We start from the raw sequence: 20677 nt of genomic DNA, 5'->3' as shown, positions 1-20677 counted from the left end.
GCGAGATCACGCCAGCCGGAGCCGCGTCCTACTTGACGTTTCCCAAGATAACTTCGGTCTTGGTGATGATCTGGGTAATATCACGACCCTTGATCTTTCTGAAAATCTCGAAAGGCAGACCGCACATCATGGCGAGGATTCGCATCGTACGGTCGATCTCACCCTTGGCCGTTTCTTCCACGTCGATCATCTGACCGACATCGGGTTCGGTGAATGTAAGGTCGGTGATTTTGCCGCCGTTATGATCATCGATAGGAACGAGCAGCGTATGAGGAATAGTAAGTTCGTTTTCCATTGGAATACCGTGGTCTGGTGAATGCAATTATGCGCCGAGGGCGCGGCGAACATCGGCAAATTGGTCGGTACCGCCGGTACGCAAGACGCGCTCCCAGAAATCGATGTACCAAAGCTCTTCACCATTCAGGTGAAATTCGTAGTGAGTGACTTCCTTGAAGGCATGGGTGCATCCGAGGAAATCTTCCGGGCTTGCTTCATCCGGCGTCCATTCTGTAATTGCCCCCTCAATGATGGCGCGAGCCGGAACAACCAGACCTGACTTTTTCTCTTTGACTGCCGCTGCAAAGACCCAGCGATCTACTTCGCCAAGGCCACGGAAAATGTCACCGTCGAAGCCCTTGATTTCCATAGCCGGTTCTGGTGCCTCAATGCGGGGGAGCGCGAAATCGACGGACATCACGCCGCCACCCGGATTATGGTTGGCGGTAGCAAACTTGATGGGCGGAATAGTGAGTTTAGAAATTGTGGTTGCGCGGGAGGAACCCGCCTGTTCGGCCCGGCGCACGTCCACGGCAACCAGAGTGTAAAGGGGCTGCATTGCGATACCTTTCTATGGTTGAATGCTGATTGGCGGTCAGGCCGTGGCGTTGAGCCGGGCCACGATTTCGGCGACAAGAGCCTCGACAGCAGGGCGGTAGCGGCGAACCTCATGGTTGGCGAGCTTGAATGCTGGCGCAGGCTCGATGCCGATGTTGACAGTCAGGTGACCAAGTCGAATCTGCTCGGGACTGTTGCGATCCGGAATGAACTGAATGTTCGAACCGAGAATGTCGTTCGCCGCCTTGTGATCTCGCAGCATGAACTTGAGCGAATTCAGCCAGGCTTCCGTCATATCGGCTGTGATTTTCTGGCCAAGGAACTGGCGGGTAATCTGTGCCATTTTCACGATCAGATAATCTGCACCACGCACCTGGTGAATCTGTTTCCAGAGTTCGCCAGAATCGGTGTTGTCGGTGCCGATGAAAACAAAACCGCCATCCGCCGCAGCACCGTCGACTCCGGCTTCGCCACGTACCACAATCGACACGTCACTCTCCAGAAGCATCTGACCTTCAGTCGAGCCGTCGAAAAGGGAGAACGGTATATTGCGCGAAAGGCCAGCCAGTCCATGAATAGGCCGATTGGCAATTGGGTCGAAAGGTTTGCCTGCGTGAGCATTATCGACAGCGGCGAAAAGACCCGCAATGCGCGGCCCCATCGGACGGGTTACAATGTTCGTACCTTCAAAAACGCGGGCTGCGACTCCGATTGGCAGCAAGCGTTGCGAGGTCATTGTTTCGCGAGCCGAGATTGCAGCTTCCTTGCTGGTGTCATCCACATCGACAGGAGCAATCGCCAATAGGCGTTCGCACGCTGCGGGCAATGCGGCGACAACCGGGTTGACGGTGTTCTCGTCCGGACGCCAGGCGGTGCGTCCGGCCCAGATAATACGAGGAGTCGCGTTGACTGCTGACGGTATGAACCCGACGCTGGAGAGTGCTTCAGCAATAGCAGCGGCTGTGTCCACAGGCGCTGCGCCTTCACTCACGCGGACGACTGTCACGTCGGCTCCGGAGTTCAGTTGGGCAACCTGTGCGTTAATTCCCTTGACCGCGTCTGCAAGATAACCGGTTCCAAGATCTGCGACAGCAGCACGATCACTCGTAGAAATGCGAACCGGGTCGCCGATAGGATACGACGATGCCGAAGCGCCCTCGGACGTTTCGATCAGCAGAATTTTCGAGAAATCCGCACCGATTACCGGCAACGGCTCATCATTTGGGCGAGTGAAAGTTATGCCGAAAGTCGGTGCCGACATCGGTTTTGCTCCTTTAAAGTGCCCGTTTCACTCGGGCTGGCTGTTGAAAACAAAAAAGCCCGGCGCGATGGCCGGGCTTTTGGCGTAGAAAAGCAGCCCGTTAGGCGGCTCGAGGAAGGACGGCTGTTACAACTCAAGTTGCGTAGATTTCTCCAGTGCGATATTTGGAGTTCGTTTGGGCTTCCGGGGGAAATTGCAAGTCGATGCAGCGGTCACATCATAACAGTTTTGATTTAATGCGGTTCGTGCTCGCAGCTGCCGTTCTGGTTTCTCACCACTACGGGTTATCGGGGCTAGTTGCCCCGACTATTCCTTTCGCCGGGGTGTCTTTGGGAAGGTTTGCCGTTTTCGCCTTCTTCGCGGTAAGCGGTTTCCTTATGTATAATTCACTTAGCCGAACGAACGATTTTTACTTTTATTTTTCGTCGCGCCTTTTGCGTATAGTTCCAAATCTTATCGTGGCGGTAGTAACATCTTCGCTTGTACTAATGGTGATTTTTCATAATTACGAAAATGTACTTTCCCACCTTTATTACATTCGGAAAGACGCCCTTTCGTTCATTGCGAAGCCATCATATTGGATTGAGGGAATATTTACGGACCGACCAGACCCCGGAATTAATGGCTCCTTGTGGACATTGCAGTACGAGTTTTTCATGTACATCGTGATTTTCCTCGTGTTTTTACTTCCAAGGCGAGTTGTCGGCTATGCACTCGTGCTATTAGTAGCAATCGCGTCATTGCCTGCGCTTCAAAATAGTGACGATACCAAGCGAATTGCTACGTTCCACGTCGATTTAGGCGACCTTTGGAAAACCGGATTTCATTTCTTGACCGGCGCTTTGATTGCGCATTTTTGGCGTTTCATCAGTGCAAGGAAGGCAATTTCGGTTGCAATTTCCATCGCCGGGATAGCCGCGCTTGCGACCTTCGCTCCCGATCGTAGAAGCTGGATGATTGCTTTGGTATGGGTGCCTTTCTTTATCGTGTGCCTCTCGCCATTTGCCAGCGGTTTTAGTCGGTTCGGTGATGCCAGCTATGGAGTTTATATCTATGCGTTTCCGATCCAGCAGGTATCAATCATCATGATCCAGAGCTTTTGGGGTTCAATGACCGTGTCATTTTTGGTGACCGTTGCGGTCGGGTACGCCTGTTGGCATGGCTTTGAAAAGCGGTGCCTTTCAAAACGTCATGACGTTGCGGACCGCTGGCGAGAGTTTGTGCAGAAGATTGCCGCCGCCACTAAAGCGGCGGCGATGCGCTCGAACTAAACCTTCGCAGCATTGCGCCAAAAGTAGTCCCGTTCCTCTACGGTCCATTGCATGGCAAGGCGAACCTTGTCCGTTAACCAGTGAAGACGATTGAAGTTTTGCGCCCCCACTACAAACATTTGAGCGTTGAACTTATCGTCGTCAGACGGCAATTGATCGATAATTGCTTGAAGTGGGGCCGGGATAGTGCCGGTCTGAATTGCCGCAAGCGCCTCTGCCCTGCTGATAATTTCTAGGACAGATAGATATTGGAAGAACTGGCGGCGGCTTATGTCGTCGGGAATTGGCTCGGTAACTGGCGGCTCGACAATTGCGGAGCCGTTCCAAACCTTGCCGTAGACATTCCCACCCGGACCCCGAGTAAACGGGAAATCGCCACCAACTTTCAGGCCAATGATTTCAAGTCCGCCGATCTGTGACTGATCAGGATCACTTTCCATTGAAAAAATTCGACCCTGATCGTTCACGGCTATGTAATAATCAAACGGGCCAAATTGGTTGACGAGTTCATGCCATTCGACACCGTTGGCATCCCTAAACACATGATACTTGTAAACCTGATCGCTTTCGACCAATTCGACGCGTTCATCTTCCAGTGTTCCGAAGCTTTTGTACGAAAGTATGGGCATTTTAATCACCATGTGCCAAGGGCGCGCCAGCCAACGTTTGGAATGAAGATTTGAGGCTGCCGGAAGGAGACTGAAAGGTTTTTAGGTGCCCAAGTCCAAAGACCTGCCACAACATACCCCGGAGCGCCGGGAACAACCAACTCCCATGATGCAGCAGCAACATTGAAGGCTTGCTCGAAATAGCCTGCAAATCGCGTGTCGGTTACACGCCAGTTTAGCTGATTTTGAATGTACTCGACGGTCCAAACTTTCCCGGCTCCAAGAGCGTCGGCATAACCGGCACCATTAGCCCATCCAACATTCAGAGTGGCTGTGGAGTAATAATAGAAATCGTTGAAATTTCCGTCCCATCCGCCACCGATCAATGCAGGTGGTTGGCCCGCCGTAACGCCAGAGCCAATGAAGTTTAGAGCGCCACCGTCTTGCCTACGCGGATACGCGCGTCCAGCCATATTGCCGCTTACAATGGTATTCACGAGTGCCGTAATGGCAGTTTTGATGTTGCCCCATGTCGTCTTGAACATGGTTGAACCACCAGCTTCGACCCCTGCGAAGAGGTCGCCATCCGCTGGCGTCGTTTTACCGTTGGCCCCGGCCATGGCCGCGCCAACGGTTGCTGTGGTTGTCAGGTCTGGCAGTTGAGTGGATGGCACTTTGCCGGTGCTGTCGAGGCTGGCAACCCCGTCAGCCTTGCCTTTGTCAACGGTCCCGAGCGCGTCAAGGTTCGTTCGCCCCTGTGCTTTCTGCGCTGCGGTAAAAGCGCTTGGGGCATCCACGCGGACCCGCACGCCCAAGGCGTTGCCGACGGTGGTTGCAAACTCCGGGTCATTGTTGAGCGCGTCGGCAAGCTCTTTCAGCGTATCGAGCGCAGCCCCGGAGCCATTGATAAGGTCGTCAACCGCCGTTTTGATTGCCTGCGCAACCTCGGCGGCTGTCATTCCGTCCGTGATCCCATAGCCGCCGAGCGTCGTCGGCTTGTCTTCCAAGTCGGCGAACCTGTGCTTGTGATTGCTAAAGGACGTTTCAAATGCCTTGATCTTGGCATCGATCGCTGTGAATGAGGTCGCAGTTTTAGCGACCTCATTCATCTGAATGCCGGATGGAGACGGCAAAGGCCAATTGTAGTTTGCCGTGTTGGCCATTTATCACACCTTTGAAAGTAGCATGCGAACCGCCGACAACTCCGGCCGCGCCGCTGGCGTGCCGGTAATCGTAATCAACGTGCGTGCATCGAGGAGGGCCGCCGGGTAGGCGGATCGGATAAAGGTTTGCTCGACCAGGCCGTCGCCGAGTTGGGTTGCACTCGAAACCGGAATGTTCGGGTAGTCGCCCGGCATTCCAATCTGGACCGTCGCGGACGAACCGGCGGGCAAGCGGGCGTCGAGCGTCACCAACACTTTGTTTGTGTCGGCGGCGTCTATTGCTCGCGTTGCATAGTTTGCCGTTGGCTGTAACTCGCCCTCGATAATCTGGATATCGGGGAACAAGAACGGCGTTATGCGTTCGGTTCCGCGCAAGACTGCCTCGACTTGGATATCCTCGTTCTGGATATACTCGTCGAACCGGATCGTTTGCGAAGGTGCCGAGGTGATGACTTCTCCGCTTGGTCGGCGAAGCCGGATAGATACATCGACCGAAGGGTCGGGGTATTCGACGCCAGCTCGAATAATCACGTCGGACATTTTGTTCGCCTTGAAAGTGCCAATCGGGACAACCCGCTCGACAGGATCAAAACGACAACCGAGCATTTCAAACCAGAGATCGGCCTCGTTATGAACCGTCCAAGTCGAAGCGTTCGAAGACGAAATAAGCACGCCGACCGTGAACGGTTGCTCCGAAATTACTGCGTTCGTGTCGAGGTCGATCTTTCCAATCTCGGCCACAAACAACGAATGCTCTGCGTCGTCGGTTAACGCCACGAATGCAAATTCCCGACCGCCTTGCAGGAAAACCGGGAAGTTGAAACGTGCCGTAAAAACTTCGCCCTCGACAAGATCAGTACCGGGAACGAATGCCTCGGCGAGTACCGTCAACGTCGGCATACCGACCTCGACCGTTCGAAGTTGAATAGCAACGGAGTTGCTTCGCGAACCCACTTTTGCGCACATCAAACGGATACCGGAAAGGCACCAAGATTGAGCAAGCGTAAAAGTCTGTGCAAGTGGGTCGCGTCCGCCACCATCGGCTATGCTGTCTCTGCGGACGATTGGCGTCGAGTTATTTGCCGCAACATTCGTCACATTGGTGACGTTCGTCACGTTATTGATAACGGTGTTGTTGACGACAGGTTGAGGCATCGTATCCGTCGTCGTTTCGAGAGACGACGTAAGGCGATATTCTTCGACCGTGATCGAACCGCGTCCGACATAGGTGCAACCGGCTTCCGTTCCGGCTGAGCCTTCAAAGTAAATGGACTTCGAACCGGCCGGAATGTTCGGCGGCGTTGTGAAATGCCCCGTAATTACGCCGTCCTCGTCGGCAGGCCCCGACACGGTCGGCACAACGGGCACGCCATCGAACTCGACGAGCACCAAAGTTTCATTTTCGATGAAGCCTTCCAGCCGGAAGTTAACGTCCCGCTGCCGGATGAATTCGGCATTGACGACGCGCTCGCTGACTTTCTCGACCATTTGTTCAAGCGAGATACCGCTAATGAATTCACCTTCGCCAGCTTCAAATGCTTGTGTTTCCGGCGACGTCCAAACGGTTTGCTTGTCGGTCCATATGTCGGTTGAAGGCTCGACGCTCGCGCGCCCCGGCATCGGAGTGAACGTCTGATATGGATTGATCTTCATCGCCTTGCTTCGCCGTGGCTGGCGAATGACGGCGACTTCGGAGAAATCCAGATGACGGATACCAACGAAGGCAGGGAATTCGTGCATGCGAGCGTAGATCGGCAAGGTCATCTTGCCGCCGAAAACGGCCGCCGTCTGCGCGATGCCTTGATCCCGCATGGCGTCATTGCGAAGCGGATCGACGAACAGGCCACGCTTTGCGCCAACATCGCGTGCAGACACGTCATTCTTAAGACGCTCCTGCGCAACGAGGTCGTACACGTCGAGCAACATCGTTCGAATGTCCTGAATTTCGCTGTAAGGCACATTCCGGACGCCGGTAACCTCGACGAGGGGCTTTTGACCCCAATCGTTCGAAATCCGGGCGAGTTCGATCATGCTGTCCGATACAATCGGAGGGCGGGGGCGAGACACCGCAGAAGTGCCCGTCACGTAGACCATTGATCCGGTCATATCCATGCAAACGGCATCAATGCGAGGCAGCTTGTACGAATAGTCAATAAGAACGTTCGTATCCTTGGCGGCTCCGGTCACCGTGACAGTGTCGCGGGTGACTTCGTCCGGCTGGATATTCTCGTTGTACCTGTATTTGACCGTATAAGTCGTTCCGGGCGCGGGTTCCGCGCCGGATGGCGACCAATCAATTTGACCTTGAGAAAGCAACCAGCTTGCGGGCGACGTATAGACGGTACTGCCCTGTTTGATTTCAAGGATTGCAGTGACCGACGGGTGTTCCAGCGGATCGACGACACCGGAATAAGGCCCGTGAAGGACGCTTTCGGTGACTTCTTTTTCCACTGTTACCCGACGAACGCTTGAAATCGGTGCCTTGGACACTTTGAACGTCTGCGTTCCGCCGGTCGCCTCGGTAAACGGGTGCGGTTCGGCATCGACATTGCGAAGGTCCGGCTTTTCCTCAACATCAAACGGATATGATTGTCGCCGCACGATGCGGCGGCCGTTCACATAGGCGGTTCCTTCCGAAACGGAGAACCCCTGCTTTCCGTCCGGCTTCGGGCCGAGCGCAGTAATCAGGAAACCGTTGAAGACATAAGAGCCGTTGCTTTCGCGCGAGTAGCCTTCAATGGCCTTGTAGATTTCCGAAAAGTCGATGTTGGTTGACGTCGTCAAGATAACGCCGTCTCGGACCTGATATACCGAAACCAGTGGGGAGGGATCGCCGTCCTGCGAATGGCCCCAAATCACCGTGATTTCGATGCGGCTTGGACCTTCCTCCATGTAAGCTTCGGTGCCGGGGATCGAACCTTTCAAATCGACGTCAATCACGTCTGTTATGAGGACTTGAGTGCTCCTCACACCGATCGTCAGGTCGCCCTTGTTGGGAAGAACAAAGGTCGCCGCAGGTACGTCATGGACGATACCTTCGATATAGATCGGGCAGGCAGGGAGCCGCACGCGAATGTGGTCGTCGTCTTCGATTTCGACGACGGGGTCTTGACCATCCATGACGCGGCCGTCTTGAAGGATATAATCAAACCCGCGCCGCATGTGATCGATATTCATCGACTGCATTTCGTTCAAATCAGTCGATTGAAGATAGATACCCTTCTTGTCGCGGCCGACGTCCTGAAACGCGATTGCGTGGCGACGTAACGCGCGATCAAACCGATCGCCGTAACCGGCGCGCTTAATGATGCTGCTCATGGCACCTCACATTGTCAGAACGAAAGTGAATGTCTGGCCGATCGAGCCATCGCGAATGATTGGCGAGAAGCGATCGACCTCGATCATTTTCCCAAGATCGACGACGTTGGCGACGGGGATATACATCTCCCCGGCGGGCACGCTCTCGGCCAATTTTGTGCCGACATACATGCCTGTTTCGCGCAACGTGTTTGTGCTGGCGTCGTCGAGATCGAGTTGAAACCGGATGAAGATGAACCCGGAAGGCTCGGAGCTTTGGGAAAACTTTGCGCCGTCTGCCATGACAATTTCGCCGTTGGGATCGGGCACCACGAAATATTTGTCGCGGGTTCTCGTCAAGCCGACTGCATTTTCGAGGCTGGTCAGGATCGACCATGCGGCGTCTTGAGCGGCTTGCTCTTCCGGCGTTGTCGGGCGGGGCTGGTCGTCCCATTCCGGCAGGCCCTCGCCGACGGCGAGAAAGAGCGTCATGTCGTAGAGCGCTTTCGCCAATGCGACGCGCCCGTCTTGGGTAAAGACAGCCATTTATTCTAATCCTGTTTGGACACGCGGCACCGGAGCACCGAAAGGTTGATGAACAAACGGCGCATTCTGGAATGCGACCGTTGCGCGGTTGCGGTACTCGACCCAAACCGCCGCCTGCGATGCGAAGCGCGCTGAAAGCTGGCTCACTGGAATGATTGATTTGACGGATCGAACCGTCTCAATGTTTTGGACGTCTTTGACGTCGACGCGCCCGCCCGTCGGGACCACGACTTGATTGCGGTGATTGACGCGGATCGAAACCACCGGGCCGCCGGGTTCCTTGCGGGTGCCGGACCAAGTATTAAGCCCGGCTCCGCCGTTTAAGCGATGTTCGTTCAACCGGAAGGCACGGACGTCCCACCCGGCGGTTAGCCGGGCGAATTCGGAGCGTAAGGGCTTCGAAGATTGAACAAGCTGCGTCGTTGGCCGCAAGAATTGAGTATTGGTTGGCTCAAACGGGAGGTGAACTTGAAACCACCACCATTTGCGCGCCGTTGCCGGAAACTCCTCGATGTCGCCATCGTGATTTATCCAGCGTAGCGCTTTGTGAATTGCTGCAGGCGTTCCAATGAGGCGCTGCCATGCAACCCCTTCACGTAGAACCGCCCGCAGATCTGGCAGATAATCTGCGATTTCATTCAATCCATATTCGGCTATCAGATAGGGAATAATCGGATCAGGCGGATTGAATTTGAAACCACGAAGCGATTCTACGCCAGGCATTAGAATCGGAAGCTTGTCGAGAGACTCCGACAGAACGCGCTCCAATGGCGTTGGCGCTGCATCATCGCCAAGGAGGTGCTGACGTTCCATCAAAAGTCGCGTCCCATAAAGTTGAGCTTGATTGAGCCGGGCGTAAGAGCAACGCCTTCGGATGCGATCACGGGTTCCAATGGACTACGGACTTGAACCCGTTTCACGCCAGAGACGTGTAGACGAGCTTCAATCCATGACGGTTCAAGATCGAACCCGATTGCGGCTTCGGACTTCCATGCCTGTCTCAATATTTCTGGTAGAACGTCCATCAAACCGAAGGCTGCATCGGGCAGAAGCCAGATATCCGCCTCGATATCGGTGCCTGTTGCGACAGCTGGTTCGATAATCAGCGTATCGTTGAGCAGGCGGACCCGGTCGCTCATAACCTCGGTGGTGACGGCATCAAGCATCTTTTGGTCGGGGATGCCGCCGTTCTCATTCGACAATACGGCGATATGGATGATCGGCCAGAATTTTTCCCGATAAGGTTTGACGCTGCGGATGCGAACATCAGCGCGTTTCGCTGCTGCTGCATACCACCATTCTGAACCGCCAGGAGACCGGGCTTTGATTGCGAGAACGGTACGATCTCGCAATGCATCGTCTGTTTCACCTTCCAGCCTTTCTACGTCATAGAAAAAAGCCAGATGCTCAAGGTCGCCGCCGAGCGCGAAAGCAAGCAGATTGGCCATCGCGGCGTCGTTGATTGCCGAACGCAGGGTGACCTCGCGCATACTGTCGCCGAGATGCACTACTTTCAGGATATCGGTTTCAAGATGACCAACATCGTAATCAACACCAGCAGCTAAAAGACGCTGTCGCAGATCTGTCATTCGTTCCGTGAGGATCGTCTCAAAGTAAAACGTCTTTATCACCTCTGGTGGAGGCAGGGTGGAAAAATCGAATGTGCTCATAACGGTTTCACCACAACTGTGCCGGAGGAAATGCCAAGCCCGAAGGTGACGACGCGCTCGACGGTCATGTCGCCAAGATGGCCACGTGGCCTGTAATCAACCCGAATCTGGAACCCCGCGTGGCCCACGCGGATTTGTTCAACCGTTCCTGTCACTATGACCTGACGGACCAGAAAGCGTGGCTCCCAAAGGTCTATCGCGGTAGCAATGAGAGACTGAAAGGCCGCAAACAGGTTCGGCGTCATCTTGCGCCCAAGCAGTTCTACGATGCCGGCCCCGAACTCGCGGCGTCCGACAAGCGAACCGATCCGGCGCATCAGGATCACCTCAACAGACTGATATGCTGATTCCAGATTGGAGATTGGCAGGCCAGTAAAGCGGCTAATTCCCACCATCGGTTTCAGCTCCGCCGCGTTCTGTCGACTTTGGCTTCGCAGTCACTGGCTCGATCCGCCCATGATCAAGATCAAACTTCGCTTCGGAAGTTGTGAGAGTCACCTTGCCGGAACTTGGCACACGTGCGCCGTTCACCCAACTCACTCCGGGCCGGACGCGATAACTATTCTTGCTCATGATGGGTTCTTTCAGTTCGCAGGTTCGTCGGTGTTCGAACGGCCACGTTCGACGCCGCCATGAATGTGCGTGTCGCCTATATTGACTTCATTGTGCCTGACGTGGCCGTCCTTGAAGTCGACGTTGCCTTTGACGACAAGATTGCCGTCGATTGTTACAGTCCCGTCCTTGACGGTCACGGTGACGCCAAACGCCTTCAAGACATTGGCGAGCAAGTCAGCACTCGGCGGCTGGTTGTTGTCGGAAAAGCCGCCGCGCAGCAAAATACCCTGCCGCGCATCGCCGGTGGGATTGATCATCCCGACAATCTGGCCCTTCGACAGCGGCGCCCAAGTGCTGGTTGCACCGCCCGATTCTGGATGCGGATACCATGGCGACAGAAACGGCTCGCCGTTTTCGTCCTCGCCAAGCTTGATGCGGTAGCCTTTCTTCGCATCGACCTGTTCAATGGGGCCGACTTTCAGGGATTTGCCGAACGCTGTCTTCAGCATCTCTATGTCGATCTTCATGGCGAGCAGGTCGCGATACATCAGGGCACCTCTGTTGTTGGTGACATACCGTCAATTGCGATCGTGCTGCCGGTCCATTCCGGTGTTTCCCGATTGACGTCCGACGCGAGCGGGCCAAGCCCCAGCGCTAGCAGTTCCGACGCAGTCATCCCATGAACCTGTTGCAGTCGTTCCCACGGCTCGCGGTGTCCGGTGATGATGGCCTCCATGAAAGTGGCCTTCTTCTGCAGACTCTCATCCTCGCTCGCGAGCGCAAGGGCGATAAAGCGCGCAAATGGCGCGTCGGGGTCGAGCGGGCATTTTGGTTCCGGATCATCGATCAGGTCGACAACGACTTTCGTCTGATGTGCTGCGAGGCGGACACCATCGGCAATGTTGCCGACGCGGGTTCGCTCCGTCGAAACGGTGCGGTAGATGAAGCTGAGGAATAACTGACCCCAGACATTGTCCGGGTCTGTCAGTGCCTCCGCAATTTCTCGCGAAATCAGATCAAGCGTGAACTCAAAATTCCCGTCAGTATCGGGGATTCCCATCTCCGGCAAACTGGCCTCGGCGGTTTCGGGGTTCATAACGACCATTTTGGCCGTCACGCCAGTCTCAAACAGGATTTCAGTTCGCCCGTTAAGCAACAATGCCCTGAGTTCATTGTCACCCGTCTGCGTTTTCCCGGCATCGGTGTAGATCGCTATGAAGTATGCCCCGGCTTCAATTTCGACTTTGCCCGAACTATCGCTGTCGATAATGCCAATTTCGCTGTCGAGAACATTTTTCAAGGCGCGGGTACGGCCCTTGAGTGCTTCAACGGCGGTGGCGCGCAGTGCGATGCGGGCAAGGCTCATGGTCAGACATTCCTTGTTGTCCCTCGTTGGACCTCACCCAAAATGGCGTAAAGTCGACGGTGCGAGTGGGCGTCTACGAACACCACCTCGAACATCGGCTGGCCTTTACGAGAAAGCGCGCAGACGCGAAAACCCTTGGCGAGTTCAAGTTCCGGATACACGGTGCGGTCAATCGCCAGCGTGGCCTTGCCTGCGGCAAGCTTGATGTTCCAGTCTGCATTATTCCCGCCATCAGGCTGAAATGCATCGCGACCCGCCGTTCGCAGGACGGCATCAATGTCGACTGGTCCGCGACCCGGTATGCTGCGACCATTCTCAAGGAAGAAGACGCGTAACGGTTCTGCAAATTCCGCGTCTACTTCCTCGTAAAGGGCGTCCCGATGTTCATCGAATGGCGACGGGCTCATTTCGATTTGCCGCTGTCGCCGTCCATTTTCAGGGATTCCTGCGTCTGGGCGGGGGGCTTCGTGGCTTCGGCCAGTTGCTCGGTCAGCATGGCGATGTTGCTGCGTTCCGCTTCCAGTTCCTTGCCGAGCCTGTCACGTTCATCCGCAAGGGCCTTGTCTGCATCATTCAGATCGGCCTGCAGAGAGCCGATCTCGCCGGAAAGCTTGACCTTGTCCGATTCAAGCGCGGAAATCTTCTTGCCGGCTTCATCCAGATCGGTAGTCAGCTTTTCGTTCTCGGAGGTGAGCCGGGCGATTTGCTCATTGAGCGCGTCCAATGTTTTCGCATCCGCCCGCGCGGTTTCGGCATCCCTTGTTGCCGATGCGGCGTCCTTCTTCTTCCGATTTTCTGCCTCGACAAAATCATAGGCAATGCGGTCGGAAATCAGATGCTCGCCGTAAAACTTCGGCACTTCGATAGGCTCATGAGGGAGAACGGAAACGTTTGCAGGCTTTTCCAGAACCCCGGCAGGGATAATGCCGCCGTGCGGGAATGCGACAACGATTGTGGATTTCTTCGACATGGGAGAACCTCATGCATGAACACTGCGGCCCGCTTCCATGGAGGCGGGCCTGTGTTCTTGATGCTGGTTAGAGAGTGATCCTGCGCAGGGCGCCAGGCTTGGTGCAAAGCGAGATCGGATTCGACTGCACTTCGATATCGACACCTTTGTCGTTGCGCATCGGAATCTGTTTCATGTAGCGCGGCAGACCCTTGGTATTGACCGTCTCCATGTAATCAGCCGGAGCAAAGCGGGTGATAAAGAGGCCCGGCGCCCCCATCGGCGTGACGCGGCCCTCGTTATGATCGATATATGCCGCGCCGAGATTGGCCGTGGCGCGCGAACCCGTCTTGTATCGTTCGAACACGAACTTGCCGACCGTGAACTTGTCGGGGATTGCTTCGCGAAGCTGAGCCGCACCATTGGTGGCGAGGAAGGTTTCACGGATGCGCTTATGTCCCCAAAGCTTGAGATGAAGGTTGCGCCCGGTCCAGACATGGAAATGGTCATAGAAGCCGTCAAGGTCATCTTCGATGGACCATGCAACATCTTTTTCCAAAATTTCGTCGACCTTGGCCGCATCGTTCCCCAGATCAAGCGATACAGGAGCCGGAACGGCAATTCCGAAGCGGTTATACAGATCGTGAAGCACGCGGCCCGATTTCGAGGTCACGATGCCCTTGATCGCACCGACGCGCTGATGTTCGAGCGTCATGTCGAGGTCGAGCAAATGTCGGTCGACCTTGCTCATGACGCGATCGGTAACCTGTTCGACTTCGTTTTCAGTGCCGAAAGCACGAATATTCTGGACTTCATCAGCCTTTACAGAATCGTTCCGCTCGTAGTGATCCACATTGAACGGGATCAGATTGCGGCTTTCGCCGGTAGCAGTTTCACCGGGGCCGCCGCGTTCGGTCGGCTCGACGAGGCTGAGGGAGCCGTCACGCTCCTCGACAGATACGATGGTCGTGGTGACACCATCTTCCTCGAACATACCGGAAGCGCCGATCTGGCCGGGGCGGTAGGGCTGATTGTTGACGGTTGCAGTCAGCGTCTGCACCGAAAACGCGTCATCGTTGAAGATATCAAGGGTTGGCATTTGGGGTTCTCCTTAGCGGGCCTTGATATGGACGGCGCGCAACTGTTCGAGTTTTGCCGCCTGCTTGGCAGCGTCGTTGACGGAAGCGTCGAACACCAGCAGCGACGTTTTCACCTCGGCGTGAACATTGATGATGACGGCTTCTTCATCTTTGTCGGTGGCGTCGACGGCATAGCAAAGGATGGCCTTTGCGGTTTCCGCTCCTTCCTTCCCGGCAACTTCGGCAGCGGGAGAGGGAACGAAACTGCCCTTGGTGGCGGTCAGTTCGCCGAGAACTGTGCCGGGCTTGAGCTTGCCGGTGCCAGCGGGGATTTTCGCGACATCGCGCGAGATATGACCGTCGCCTTCATGCAGGATGAATTCGAGCGGGCGCGGACCCATAACCTTGTTTTCCATGGGTGGAATCTCCTACTTGGCCGCTTGACGGCGGGAGGCGTAAATCTCGCCGGTGTTGATCTTGGCAGTCGGCGTGCCCGGCTTGCGAGGTGGCTGAGGCTGCGACTGACCAGAAGCCAGCATGCGGCGCTGCTCATAATCCTGAGCAGGATCTGGCTCTGGCTGGCCTGTGGCTTCAGCCTTCGGTGCCATGGTCAGCGCCTTGACGGCATCTTCTGCCGACATGGTGGTGTCATAGGCAAAATGGCTTGCCAGTTCTTCGCGGCCCGATGCTTCGGGGCTGGTCATGATCGCCTTGATCCGCTCCTTGGTTGCCTTCTCGGCATTGGCGGTCGCAGTGGCGATATCGGCGGGTGCTGGGCCCGCCTGCGGCTTTTCAGTCATATCGTCTTCCTCTTGACTGGTTGGCGCGCCGGCGGGTGCAGACGCGGTCATTTCACGGTCGAGCGACCATGAATTCTTTTGGGCCATCCGCTTCAGGCGGGCTGGAGCGTTGGCATAAATCCGGTAATCGAAAGCGGAATAGGCGACGGCCTTGAGTTTCTCGGTCTCGGTCGCAAAACCTCGGGCGACGGCTTCCTCGCCGGTCAGCCAGATTTCCTTGCGCATATCGGCGCGAATGGTTTCAGTATCCTCGCCCGTGCGCTCGGCGTAAATGTCCGCCATCAGGTCGCCAAGCTTGTTGAGAAAGCCGACGGCGGCTTCGTGGTCATCGGCATTGCCGTAAGTAACGGAGGCGGGATCGTGGATCATCATCATGGCACCTGTACGCATGATGCGTTCCTCGCCAGCCATAGCGATGACGGATGCAGCCGAACCGGCGAAGGCATCGACAACGACGGTAACCTTGCCCTTGTGTCCGACGAGCGCGTTGTAGATGGCGACACCGTCATAGACATAACCGCCTGCTGAATTGATGCGGACAGTGATGTCCGTGTCGCGTCCAACTTCGGCAAGCGCCGCAAGGACATCCTGTGCCGTAAAGCCTTCATCCCAATAGTTATCGCCGACGAACCCGTAAAGCACGAGTTCGCCGTCCTGAAGAACGGGCATTGTGGAAACTCCTGTTAGGTCAGCAGAAGCGCATGCGCTTCGCGAACCGGCGGCGAGGACCGCCGTTGATGTTCTGGCATTCCGCTGTCAGGCGCTCGATTTCCTGATCAAGCGCCGCAATATTGGTCTTGCCATACCGCACTTCATCATCACCGAAGCGCACGACTTCGGTTTGTCCGCCGGCGGCGATCTGGATGCGAAGGCCACGAAGCTTCTTGGCTGCGGCGCACGGGTCATCAAGGTCGATTTCCGTTTTTCTGATGCGGATCGTGTTCATGCCGCAGCCTTCTTCTTTTTGTTTTCATCAGGCGGATCGTCCACCGCCAGTGGAGGTTGGTTCGGACGCTCGTAAGGGGAACGCATGCCAGCAGCGACATAACGTTTATGCTCGCGCTGCTGCTGGTTAAACAGTTCGTCCGGGTCGATCCCCTTTTGCCCGCATTCGATGGCGATTGATGAGGTGCCATTAGAGATGCGCTCGGATACGGCACGCTCGCTCTTGTAATCGTCGGCGGTCGGGGCTGCCGGCCCCTGCCACTGTGCCCAGGTGAATTTTTCCCGGTTGGCGACGAAAGTTTCATAGGAGACCTTGAGCTTGATGCGGCCTTCGCCGACCATCTCGTCAAACCAGCTTTCGTAAACAGCCTGCAACATTGGTGCTGCAAGACGTTCGCGGCGGCGAACTGCAATAGGCCAGATAGTAGCGTTCTCCATACGAACGGACGAATAGGTCGCATCCGAATGGTCCATGGCGTAACTGCTGTATGTGACGCCGATGGCACGAGCGGTTTCTCGATCAAGGCTACTTGCGAAAGGCAGATATTCCTTGCCGGGCGTAGCAGATGTCCGGAATTGCAGATCTTCCCCCGGCCCCAGATGCGCGACAGATGGTGTGCCGTTGATACCGATACTGCTTTTCTTCGCCTTGTCCATCTTGGCCTGCAAAAAGCCTACGAACTCGTCACGAAGTTCATCATCCTCCAGCGCTTCCAGAGCCTCGAATGCGTCCTTCGACGGGTTCTCGCTTGTCAGTACCGCTGCAAAGATTGTTTGCAGGATGGCGGTTTGCAGGGTCGCTTCGTCGAGAACTTCTTTCTGGGCGTGCTTTCGAATCGCAGACGAAAGAACGGAAATGCCGCGAACGTCGGTTGCGTCGGTTGGGTCGAACAGATGCAGGACGGTGGGTCGCCCTTCCGCGTCGAAAGCTGGATAGCGAACTTTCTGCGTAACTCCGTTGACCTTCTCCTCGAACAGATAACCGATTGGGCTTCCGTCCTCGTCGTGGTAGACGCCCTGAAACAGGTTTTCGAACTCGTTGGTGTCCTGCACCAGCTTGCTCGGCGGGGTCATGCAGACTTTCAGTCCAGTCTTGATCCCCTTCGCCCGGCGCTTGGCGCGCGGCATGTAATCCAGAATGCCGGTGATTTCGCCATAGGCCATGTACCAACGCAGACCGATATCGACCAGCTGCGGCAGGGTGAATTTACCCCGCATGTCGCATTCACGCGGGTTCCATGCGTAACGCTTCCATTCCCGCTTGATCTGCGCGACGAGAGCGGCAACTTCGTCCGGCGAGTATCCGAGTTCTGCGAGTTCCGGCTGTGGCTGCAAGACAAGCTCAACGCCGACAGTATCGACGAGAACCTGATCGCAAGCTCCTTTGAGCTTGCCGGAATTCTGGATGAAATCCAGTGCATATGCGGCGGCACGCCGCCAGCTTCGGCGGATTTCCTCGCGGTTGTCGACAATGGAAACCTGCTGCGCCGCCAGGACGCCGCTCTTGGAATCGCGCAGCATACGCGCGGTCGGTCGCGCCGCAACGTCCGACACATCTGTGCCGGGGCTGATAGAGCGGCCCACTGCTTTGATGCGGAAGCGCTGCTTCATCGATTTTTCCATGCATTGCGCCGCGCTTCGGTATCGCGTGGCTTTTTCGGTTTCTCGGGCTTGTCGAAGACAGATTGCTCGGCATGGCCGAACAAATCATTCTCGGCTGGCACGCCATGAACCTTGACCAGCAGGTCGGCCCACCGCTCGGCGGTCAGGCGGAGTTTGCGTTCAAGGTGCCAGCCGAGTGCGAAGGCGTAAACGGTGGTATCAAACCAGTCGTTTTTGCGCCCTGCGATCTTTTTCCAGATGCGGCCCGCCTTTGACGGGATCAGTTTTCGCTTTCCACGTGACGGCTTGGATAGTGCTTCTTCATCCGGATCAACGAGACTTTCGGCAGTCAACTCCTTGGCGAAGTCTTCGTCGCAAATGTCGTTGGCAATGTGCAGAGTGTTGCGCGGCCATTGTCCGCTTTCATTGGCACCCAGCACCAGATTGGCGAGGGCGGCAACAACAGCGGTTTTCACATCGTAAAGGCCAACCGGGTAGAGAAGAACCTTTGCAATGATGCGCCGGTGCTTGTCCTTGATATCCCGCTTCACTGGCGTTCCAAGCCAGGGGAGCCCCTGTGGTGCGCGTCCGTCGAGCGCGTAAACGTTCGCGCGTGGTGCGCAGAAACGATAAACGCGGTCGGTCGCGAAACCGGAGTCGACACCGGAAAGGTCAATGCCTTTCATACCGCCGCCAGCGGTTGGATATTCTCGCCCGAAAGCATCGGACAGCTTGATCCACGGTTCGTCGCTTTGGTCAGGGGCTCCCTCGAAAATATCGCGGTCAATAATCTGGTATTGTCCGCGCGGACCAAGGGCAATGACCATCCACTTGATGCCATAGCCCTGAACGTCGGCAGCGGAAATCACGAGACCTGCCCATGATGGGATAACTCGCGAAGGCTGCAGTTCCTTGCGAACCGCCTCGACGATCTTCTCATGTTCGACAGCAATGCCAGCGGGATCATAGGGCAGGGCCAAATCCTGCTGGAAGAAAGTGCGCAACTTGGTGACGTTGCCCTGTGCGTCCGTCCAGCGGGACCAGATATCGGCCCAACGCTCACGCGGCGCATAGGCTGCCCACAGGTGCCACGATGGTTGCCAATCCCGGCATCGGCCTTCGCATGGATTGCAACGCCAACTCTCAACATCGGTCTCAGGTATCGCAAGCGGAACCGGTGGCTCACCTTCGCGAACCCGGCGGGCGATCCATTTTCCTTGCGGCAGCATTTCATGCTTATGGCCATCAAGGATGACCTCATTGCAGGAAATGCACCGGAAATGTACCGGCAGATTCTTATCCGAATCTGCTGGCGACATATTGTCGAATTCGAGAGCCTGATAGGTCCGGCAATGGGGGCAGGGCAGATAAAAATAACGCTGATCCCCGCCCTCGAAATCATCGGTAATCGCGCAAGCGCCTGCTATTCCGGGTGTCGACCCCTGCCATTCCTTTGCCGTATCGCCATGCATTTTCTGACGGGCGCGGGCCTGATCGCGCGGACTGCCGCGTCCGTCGACATCGCTCAGATATCCTGTGATCTCGTCCATGGCGAGATACTTGATCGAAACCATCTGCAGGCCCTTCGAAGAACCTGCATTGACGATCTGGCAGAAGCCGCCGGCAAACCGCTTGAATGCCGTAGTCGATCCCTGTTCGTCGCGGCTGTTGACCGGAAGCACCTTATGCTTGATGCGCGGTGTCGCCTCAATCGTCGGATGTAGCTTGATACGATTGAACTTCGTAGCTTCTTCCAAGGTCGGCAACACGATCATCATCGAGCCGGGGGCTTGGTCAACGATGAAGCAAAACCAGTTCTCGATTGCGGTCGATTTGCCAAGCTGCGCGGCCCAACGGGCAGTGCAGCGGCGCGCCGGATGATCCGGATGCAGGCAATCTTGCGGCTCGCGCAGATAAGGCACACGATCGGTGCGGAAGTCGCCCGGCCAAGGCGAGCCGGATTCGGGTGAAACCTTGCGATAGCGATCAGCATGTTCCGAGATGGTCAGATTCTCGATAGGGCGGCTTGCAGCTTCCAGCCCCCGGAATAACACCAATTCACCACGCGGCAATTCCAGGAACTGCTCACGCGGCTGCAGGGCGTTCATGTCTGTTCGCTTTCCTCACTTGTCTCGTCGGTCATATCGGCCTCGTCCCGCTGACGCATGGCATCGATCCGCCCGAGAATTGTCTGATTAAAATTTTCCAGTCCCTTGCGCACAAACGCCTTGAGAACCATGCGCGTGGCGCGCTCGTCAAAACCGTATTTCACCGAGGCATTTGCTGCCTCCGTTTCCAGTGCGCGCTCAAACGCGCTCTGCATCAACGCAACGGCATCGCGCCCGGCCCGGTCCACTTCCGACACCTTGGTCAAAGTCTTGCGCCGTTCCGCCAGATCCATTTCACGCAGTTCGGCGTCGGCCTGCGCCTTGCGCGCTGCGCCATCGGACTGGCTACCCGAAAAGCGCGGCGCAGGGTTGAAGTTTCCCTGCGCCGCAATAGTCCGCGTCGTGGGAGGAGCCACGCGGATACGAATATTTTCGTTTCGGTGGGCGACCAGAGTATTGAACTCGACTAGTCGCGCCTTTCCGTCGTCGCGAAGCTCGATCGCTTCGGCATGCTGTTTCAGATATCGCGACAGGGTCGAGCGCTCGACCGGATCGCCCATCGCGGTCAGCCGCGTGGCGGCTTCCGAAATTGAAATCCAATCACCGTCCGGCATGGCGTCCCG

The 20677-nt window shown here is 56.1% G+C and carries 23 protein-coding genes; 1 reads left to right on the top strand and 22 read right to left on the bottom strand.

The genetic code is table 11. From position 1 onward, the window contains the following. Positions 1-28: 28 nt before the first annotated feature. Genes MKS82_RS08940 through MKS82_RS08930 form a run of 3 tightly spaced genes read right to left on the bottom strand, consistent with a single transcriptional unit; the run spans position 29 to position 2095 of the window. Positions 29-295, bottom strand: coding sequence for a phage tail assembly protein (locus MKS82_RS08940; RefSeq protein WP_240578630.1), 267 nt, complete (start codon positions 293-295; stop codon positions 29-31). A 27-nt stretch (positions 296-322) separates the two neighbouring features. Beyond that, positions 323-835 carry a phage major tail tube protein gene (locus tag MKS82_RS08935; protein ID WP_240578629.1) on the bottom strand — a complete coding sequence of 171 codons (513 nt, stop codon included), beginning with the start codon at positions 833-835 and terminating at the stop codon, positions 323-325. Between the two features lie 36 nt (positions 836-871). Then, positions 872-2095: a phage tail protein gene (locus MKS82_RS08930; RefSeq protein ID WP_240578628.1), complete on the bottom strand. Its 1224-nt coding sequence runs from the start codon at positions 2093-2095 to the stop codon at positions 872-874. A gap of 203 nt (positions 2096-2298) precedes the next feature. Here MKS82_RS08930 and MKS82_RS08925 point away from each other — a divergent pair, with 203 nt between their 5' ends. Then, positions 2299-3366 (top strand): acyltransferase family protein, encoded by a 1068-nt coding sequence (locus MKS82_RS08925; protein WP_240578627.1) that lies wholly within the window; start codon positions 2299-2301, stop codon positions 3364-3366. Here the strand turns inward: MKS82_RS08925 and MKS82_RS08920 are convergent. From MKS82_RS08920 to MKS82_RS08830, 19 genes are all read right to left on the bottom strand, one after another. Continuing rightward, positions 3363-3995 (bottom strand): hypothetical protein, encoded by a 633-nt coding sequence (locus MKS82_RS08920; protein ID WP_240578626.1) that lies wholly within the window; start codon positions 3993-3995, stop codon positions 3363-3365. The genes MKS82_RS08925 and MKS82_RS08920 overlap by 4 nt on opposite strands. Positions 3996-4000: 5 nt before the next feature. Continuing rightward, positions 4001-5137: a hypothetical protein gene (locus MKS82_RS08915; RefSeq protein ID WP_240578625.1), complete on the bottom strand. Its 1137-nt coding sequence runs from the start codon at positions 5135-5137 to the stop codon at positions 4001-4003. A gap of 3 nt (positions 5138-5140) precedes the next feature. Next, positions 5141-8455 carry a DUF4815 domain-containing protein gene (locus MKS82_RS08910; protein WP_240578624.1) on the bottom strand — a complete coding sequence of 1105 codons (3315 nt, stop codon included), beginning with the start codon at positions 8453-8455 and terminating at the stop codon, positions 5141-5143. 6 nt (positions 8456-8461) lie between these two features. Beyond that, positions 8462-8980, bottom strand: coding sequence for a hypothetical protein (locus MKS82_RS08905; RefSeq protein ID WP_240578623.1), 519 nt, complete (start codon positions 8978-8980; stop codon positions 8462-8464). Next, positions 8981-9793, bottom strand: coding sequence for a phage tail protein (locus MKS82_RS08900; RefSeq protein WP_240578622.1), 813 nt, complete (start codon positions 9791-9793; stop codon positions 8981-8983). After that, complete coding sequence (locus MKS82_RS08895; RefSeq protein ID WP_240578621.1) at positions 9793-10650, bottom strand: baseplate J/gp47 family protein; 858 nt, start codon at positions 10648-10650, stop codon at positions 9793-9795. The genes MKS82_RS08900 and MKS82_RS08895 overlap by 1 nt, the downstream gene beginning before the upstream one ends. Further along, complete coding sequence (locus MKS82_RS08890) at positions 10647-11045, bottom strand: GPW/gp25 family protein (protein WP_151575221.1); 399 nt, start codon at positions 11043-11045, stop codon at positions 10647-10649. Before MKS82_RS08890 ends, MKS82_RS08895 begins: the two co-directional genes overlap by 4 nt. Continuing rightward, positions 11032-11223, bottom strand: coding sequence for a hypothetical protein (locus MKS82_RS08885; RefSeq protein WP_240578620.1), 192 nt, complete (start codon positions 11221-11223; stop codon positions 11032-11034). The genes MKS82_RS08890 and MKS82_RS08885 overlap by 14 nt, the downstream gene beginning before the upstream one ends. An 11-nt stretch (positions 11224-11234) precedes the next feature. Further along, positions 11235-11753, bottom strand: a complete 519-nt coding sequence (locus tag MKS82_RS08880) for a baseplate assembly protein (protein ID WP_240578619.1) — start codon at positions 11751-11753, stop codon at positions 11235-11237. Continuing rightward, positions 11753-12571: a hypothetical protein gene (locus tag MKS82_RS08875; protein WP_240578618.1), complete on the bottom strand. Its 819-nt coding sequence runs from the start codon at positions 12569-12571 to the stop codon at positions 11753-11755. The genes MKS82_RS08880 and MKS82_RS08875 overlap by 1 nt, the downstream gene beginning before the upstream one ends. A 2-nt stretch (positions 12572-12573) precedes the next feature. Beyond that, positions 12574-12978 carry a hypothetical protein gene (locus tag MKS82_RS08870; RefSeq protein ID WP_240578617.1) on the bottom strand — a complete coding sequence of 135 codons (405 nt, stop codon included), beginning with the start codon at positions 12976-12978 and terminating at the stop codon, positions 12574-12576. Continuing rightward, positions 12975-13541 carry a hypothetical protein gene (locus MKS82_RS08865; protein ID WP_240578616.1) on the bottom strand — a complete coding sequence of 189 codons (567 nt, stop codon included), beginning with the start codon at positions 13539-13541 and terminating at the stop codon, positions 12975-12977. Before MKS82_RS08865 ends, MKS82_RS08870 begins: the two co-directional genes overlap by 4 nt. 67 nt (positions 13542-13608) lie before the next feature. Beyond that, the gene (locus tag MKS82_RS08860; RefSeq protein WP_240578615.1) at positions 13609-14619 is read right to left on the bottom strand and encodes a major capsid protein; all 1011 of its coding nucleotides are present in this window, start codon (positions 14617-14619) and stop codon (positions 13609-13611) included. A gap of 12 nt (positions 14620-14631) precedes the next feature. Beyond that, on the bottom strand, positions 14632-15015 hold the full coding sequence (locus MKS82_RS08855) for a head decoration protein (RefSeq protein WP_240578614.1): 384 nt from the start codon (positions 15013-15015) through the stop codon (positions 14632-14634). A gap of 12 nt (positions 15016-15027) precedes the next feature. After that, positions 15028-16068, bottom strand: a complete 1041-nt coding sequence (locus tag MKS82_RS08850; RefSeq protein WP_151690253.1) for a head maturation protease, ClpP-related — start codon at positions 16066-16068, stop codon at positions 15028-15030. 19 nt (positions 16069-16087) lie between these two features. Further along, entirely contained in the window at positions 16088-16345 is a 258-nt protein-coding gene (locus MKS82_RS08845) for a hypothetical protein (protein WP_151690254.1), read from the bottom strand. Next, a complete protein-coding gene (locus tag MKS82_RS08840) occupies positions 16342-17955 on the bottom strand; it encodes a phage portal protein (RefSeq protein ID WP_240578613.1) in 1614 nt (537 codons plus the stop codon). The genes MKS82_RS08845 and MKS82_RS08840 overlap by 4 nt, the downstream gene beginning before the upstream one ends. Then, positions 17952-20054 carry a terminase gpA endonuclease subunit gene (locus tag MKS82_RS08835; protein ID WP_240578612.1) on the bottom strand — a complete coding sequence of 701 codons (2103 nt, stop codon included), beginning with the start codon at positions 20052-20054 and terminating at the stop codon, positions 17952-17954. The genes MKS82_RS08840 and MKS82_RS08835 overlap by 4 nt, the downstream gene beginning before the upstream one ends. Beyond that, on the bottom strand, positions 20051-20668 hold the full coding sequence (locus tag MKS82_RS08830) for a hypothetical protein (protein WP_151576453.1): 618 nt from the start codon (positions 20666-20668) through the stop codon (positions 20051-20053). Before MKS82_RS08830 ends, MKS82_RS08835 begins: the two co-directional genes overlap by 4 nt. Between the last annotated feature and the right edge of the window lie 9 nt (positions 20669-20677).

It is taken from the genome of Ochrobactrum sp. A-1, from assembly GCF_022488005.1.
Lineage (GTDB): Bacteria > Pseudomonadota > Alphaproteobacteria > Rhizobiales > Rhizobiaceae > Brucella.
Note: the sequence above shows the minus strand (reverse complement) of the source record. Positions and strands in the feature narration are given on the sequence as shown.

Excerpts from the sequence above, each read along its gene's own strand:
- MKS82_RS08940 (WP_240578630.1), bottom strand. The coding sequence starts at position 295 with ATGGAAAACGAACTTACTATTCCTCATACGCTGCTCGTTCCTATCGAT.
- MKS82_RS08935 (WP_240578629.1), bottom strand. The coding sequence starts at position 835 with ATGCAGCCCCTTTACACTCTGGTTGCCGTGGACGTGCGCCGGGCCGAA.
- MKS82_RS08930 (WP_240578628.1), bottom strand. The coding sequence starts at position 2,095 with ATGTCGGCACCGACTTTCGGCATAACTTTCACTCGCCCAAATGATGAG.
- MKS82_RS08925 (WP_240578627.1), top strand. The coding sequence starts at position 2,299 with ATGCAGCGGTCACATCATAACAGTTTTGATTTAATGCGGTTCGTGCTC.
- MKS82_RS08920 (WP_240578626.1), bottom strand. The coding sequence starts at position 3,995 with ATGCCCATACTTTCGTACAAAAGCTTCGGAACACTGGAAGATGAACGC.
- MKS82_RS08915 (WP_240578625.1), bottom strand. The coding sequence starts at position 5,137 with ATGGCCAACACGGCAAACTACAATTGGCCTTTGCCGTCTCCATCCGGC.
- MKS82_RS08910 (WP_240578624.1), bottom strand. The coding sequence starts at position 8,455 with ATGAGCAGCATCATTAAGCGCGCCGGTTACGGCGATCGGTTTGATCGC.
- MKS82_RS08905 (WP_240578623.1), bottom strand. The coding sequence starts at position 8,980 with ATGGCTGTCTTTACCCAAGACGGGCGCGTCGCATTGGCGAAAGCGCTC.
- MKS82_RS08900 (WP_240578622.1), bottom strand. The coding sequence starts at position 9,793 with ATGGAACGTCAGCACCTCCTTGGCGATGATGCAGCGCCAACGCCATTG.
- MKS82_RS08895 (WP_240578621.1), bottom strand. The coding sequence starts at position 10,650 with ATGAGCACATTCGATTTTTCCACCCTGCCTCCACCAGAGGTGATAAAG.
- MKS82_RS08890 (WP_151575221.1), bottom strand. The coding sequence starts at position 11,045 with ATGGTGGGAATTAGCCGCTTTACTGGCCTGCCAATCTCCAATCTGGAA.
- MKS82_RS08885 (WP_240578620.1), bottom strand. The coding sequence starts at position 11,223 with ATGAGCAAGAATAGTTATCGCGTCCGGCCCGGAGTGAGTTGGGTGAAC.
- MKS82_RS08880 (WP_240578619.1), bottom strand. The coding sequence starts at position 11,753 with ATGTATCGCGACCTGCTCGCCATGAAGATCGACATAGAGATGCTGAAG.
- MKS82_RS08875 (WP_240578618.1), bottom strand. The coding sequence starts at position 12,571 with ATGAGCCTTGCCCGCATCGCACTGCGCGCCACCGCCGTTGAAGCACTC.
- MKS82_RS08870 (WP_240578617.1), bottom strand. The coding sequence starts at position 12,978 with ATGAGCCCGTCGCCATTCGATGAACATCGGGACGCCCTTTACGAGGAA.
- MKS82_RS08865 (WP_240578616.1), bottom strand. The coding sequence starts at position 13,541 with ATGTCGAAGAAATCCACAATCGTTGTCGCATTCCCGCACGGCGGCATT.
- MKS82_RS08860 (WP_240578615.1), bottom strand. The coding sequence starts at position 14,619 with ATGCCAACCCTTGATATCTTCAACGATGACGCGTTTTCGGTGCAGACG.
- MKS82_RS08855 (WP_240578614.1), bottom strand. The coding sequence starts at position 15,015 with ATGGAAAACAAGGTTATGGGTCCGCGCCCGCTCGAATTCATCCTGCAT.
- MKS82_RS08850 (WP_151690253.1), bottom strand. The coding sequence starts at position 16,068 with ATGCCCGTTCTTCAGGACGGCGAACTCGTGCTTTACGGGTTCGTCGGC.
- MKS82_RS08845 (WP_151690254.1), bottom strand. The coding sequence starts at position 16,345 with ATGAACACGATCCGCATCAGAAAAACGGAAATCGACCTTGATGACCCG.
- MKS82_RS08840 (WP_240578613.1), bottom strand. The coding sequence starts at position 17,955 with ATGAAGCAGCGCTTCCGCATCAAAGCAGTGGGCCGCTCTATCAGCCCC.
- MKS82_RS08835 (WP_240578612.1), bottom strand. The coding sequence starts at position 20,054 with ATGAACGCCCTGCAGCCGCGTGAGCAGTTCCTGGAATTGCCGCGTGGT.
- MKS82_RS08830 (WP_151576453.1), bottom strand. The coding sequence starts at position 20,668 with ATGCCGGACGGTGATTGGATTTCAATTTCGGAAGCCGCCACGCGGCTG.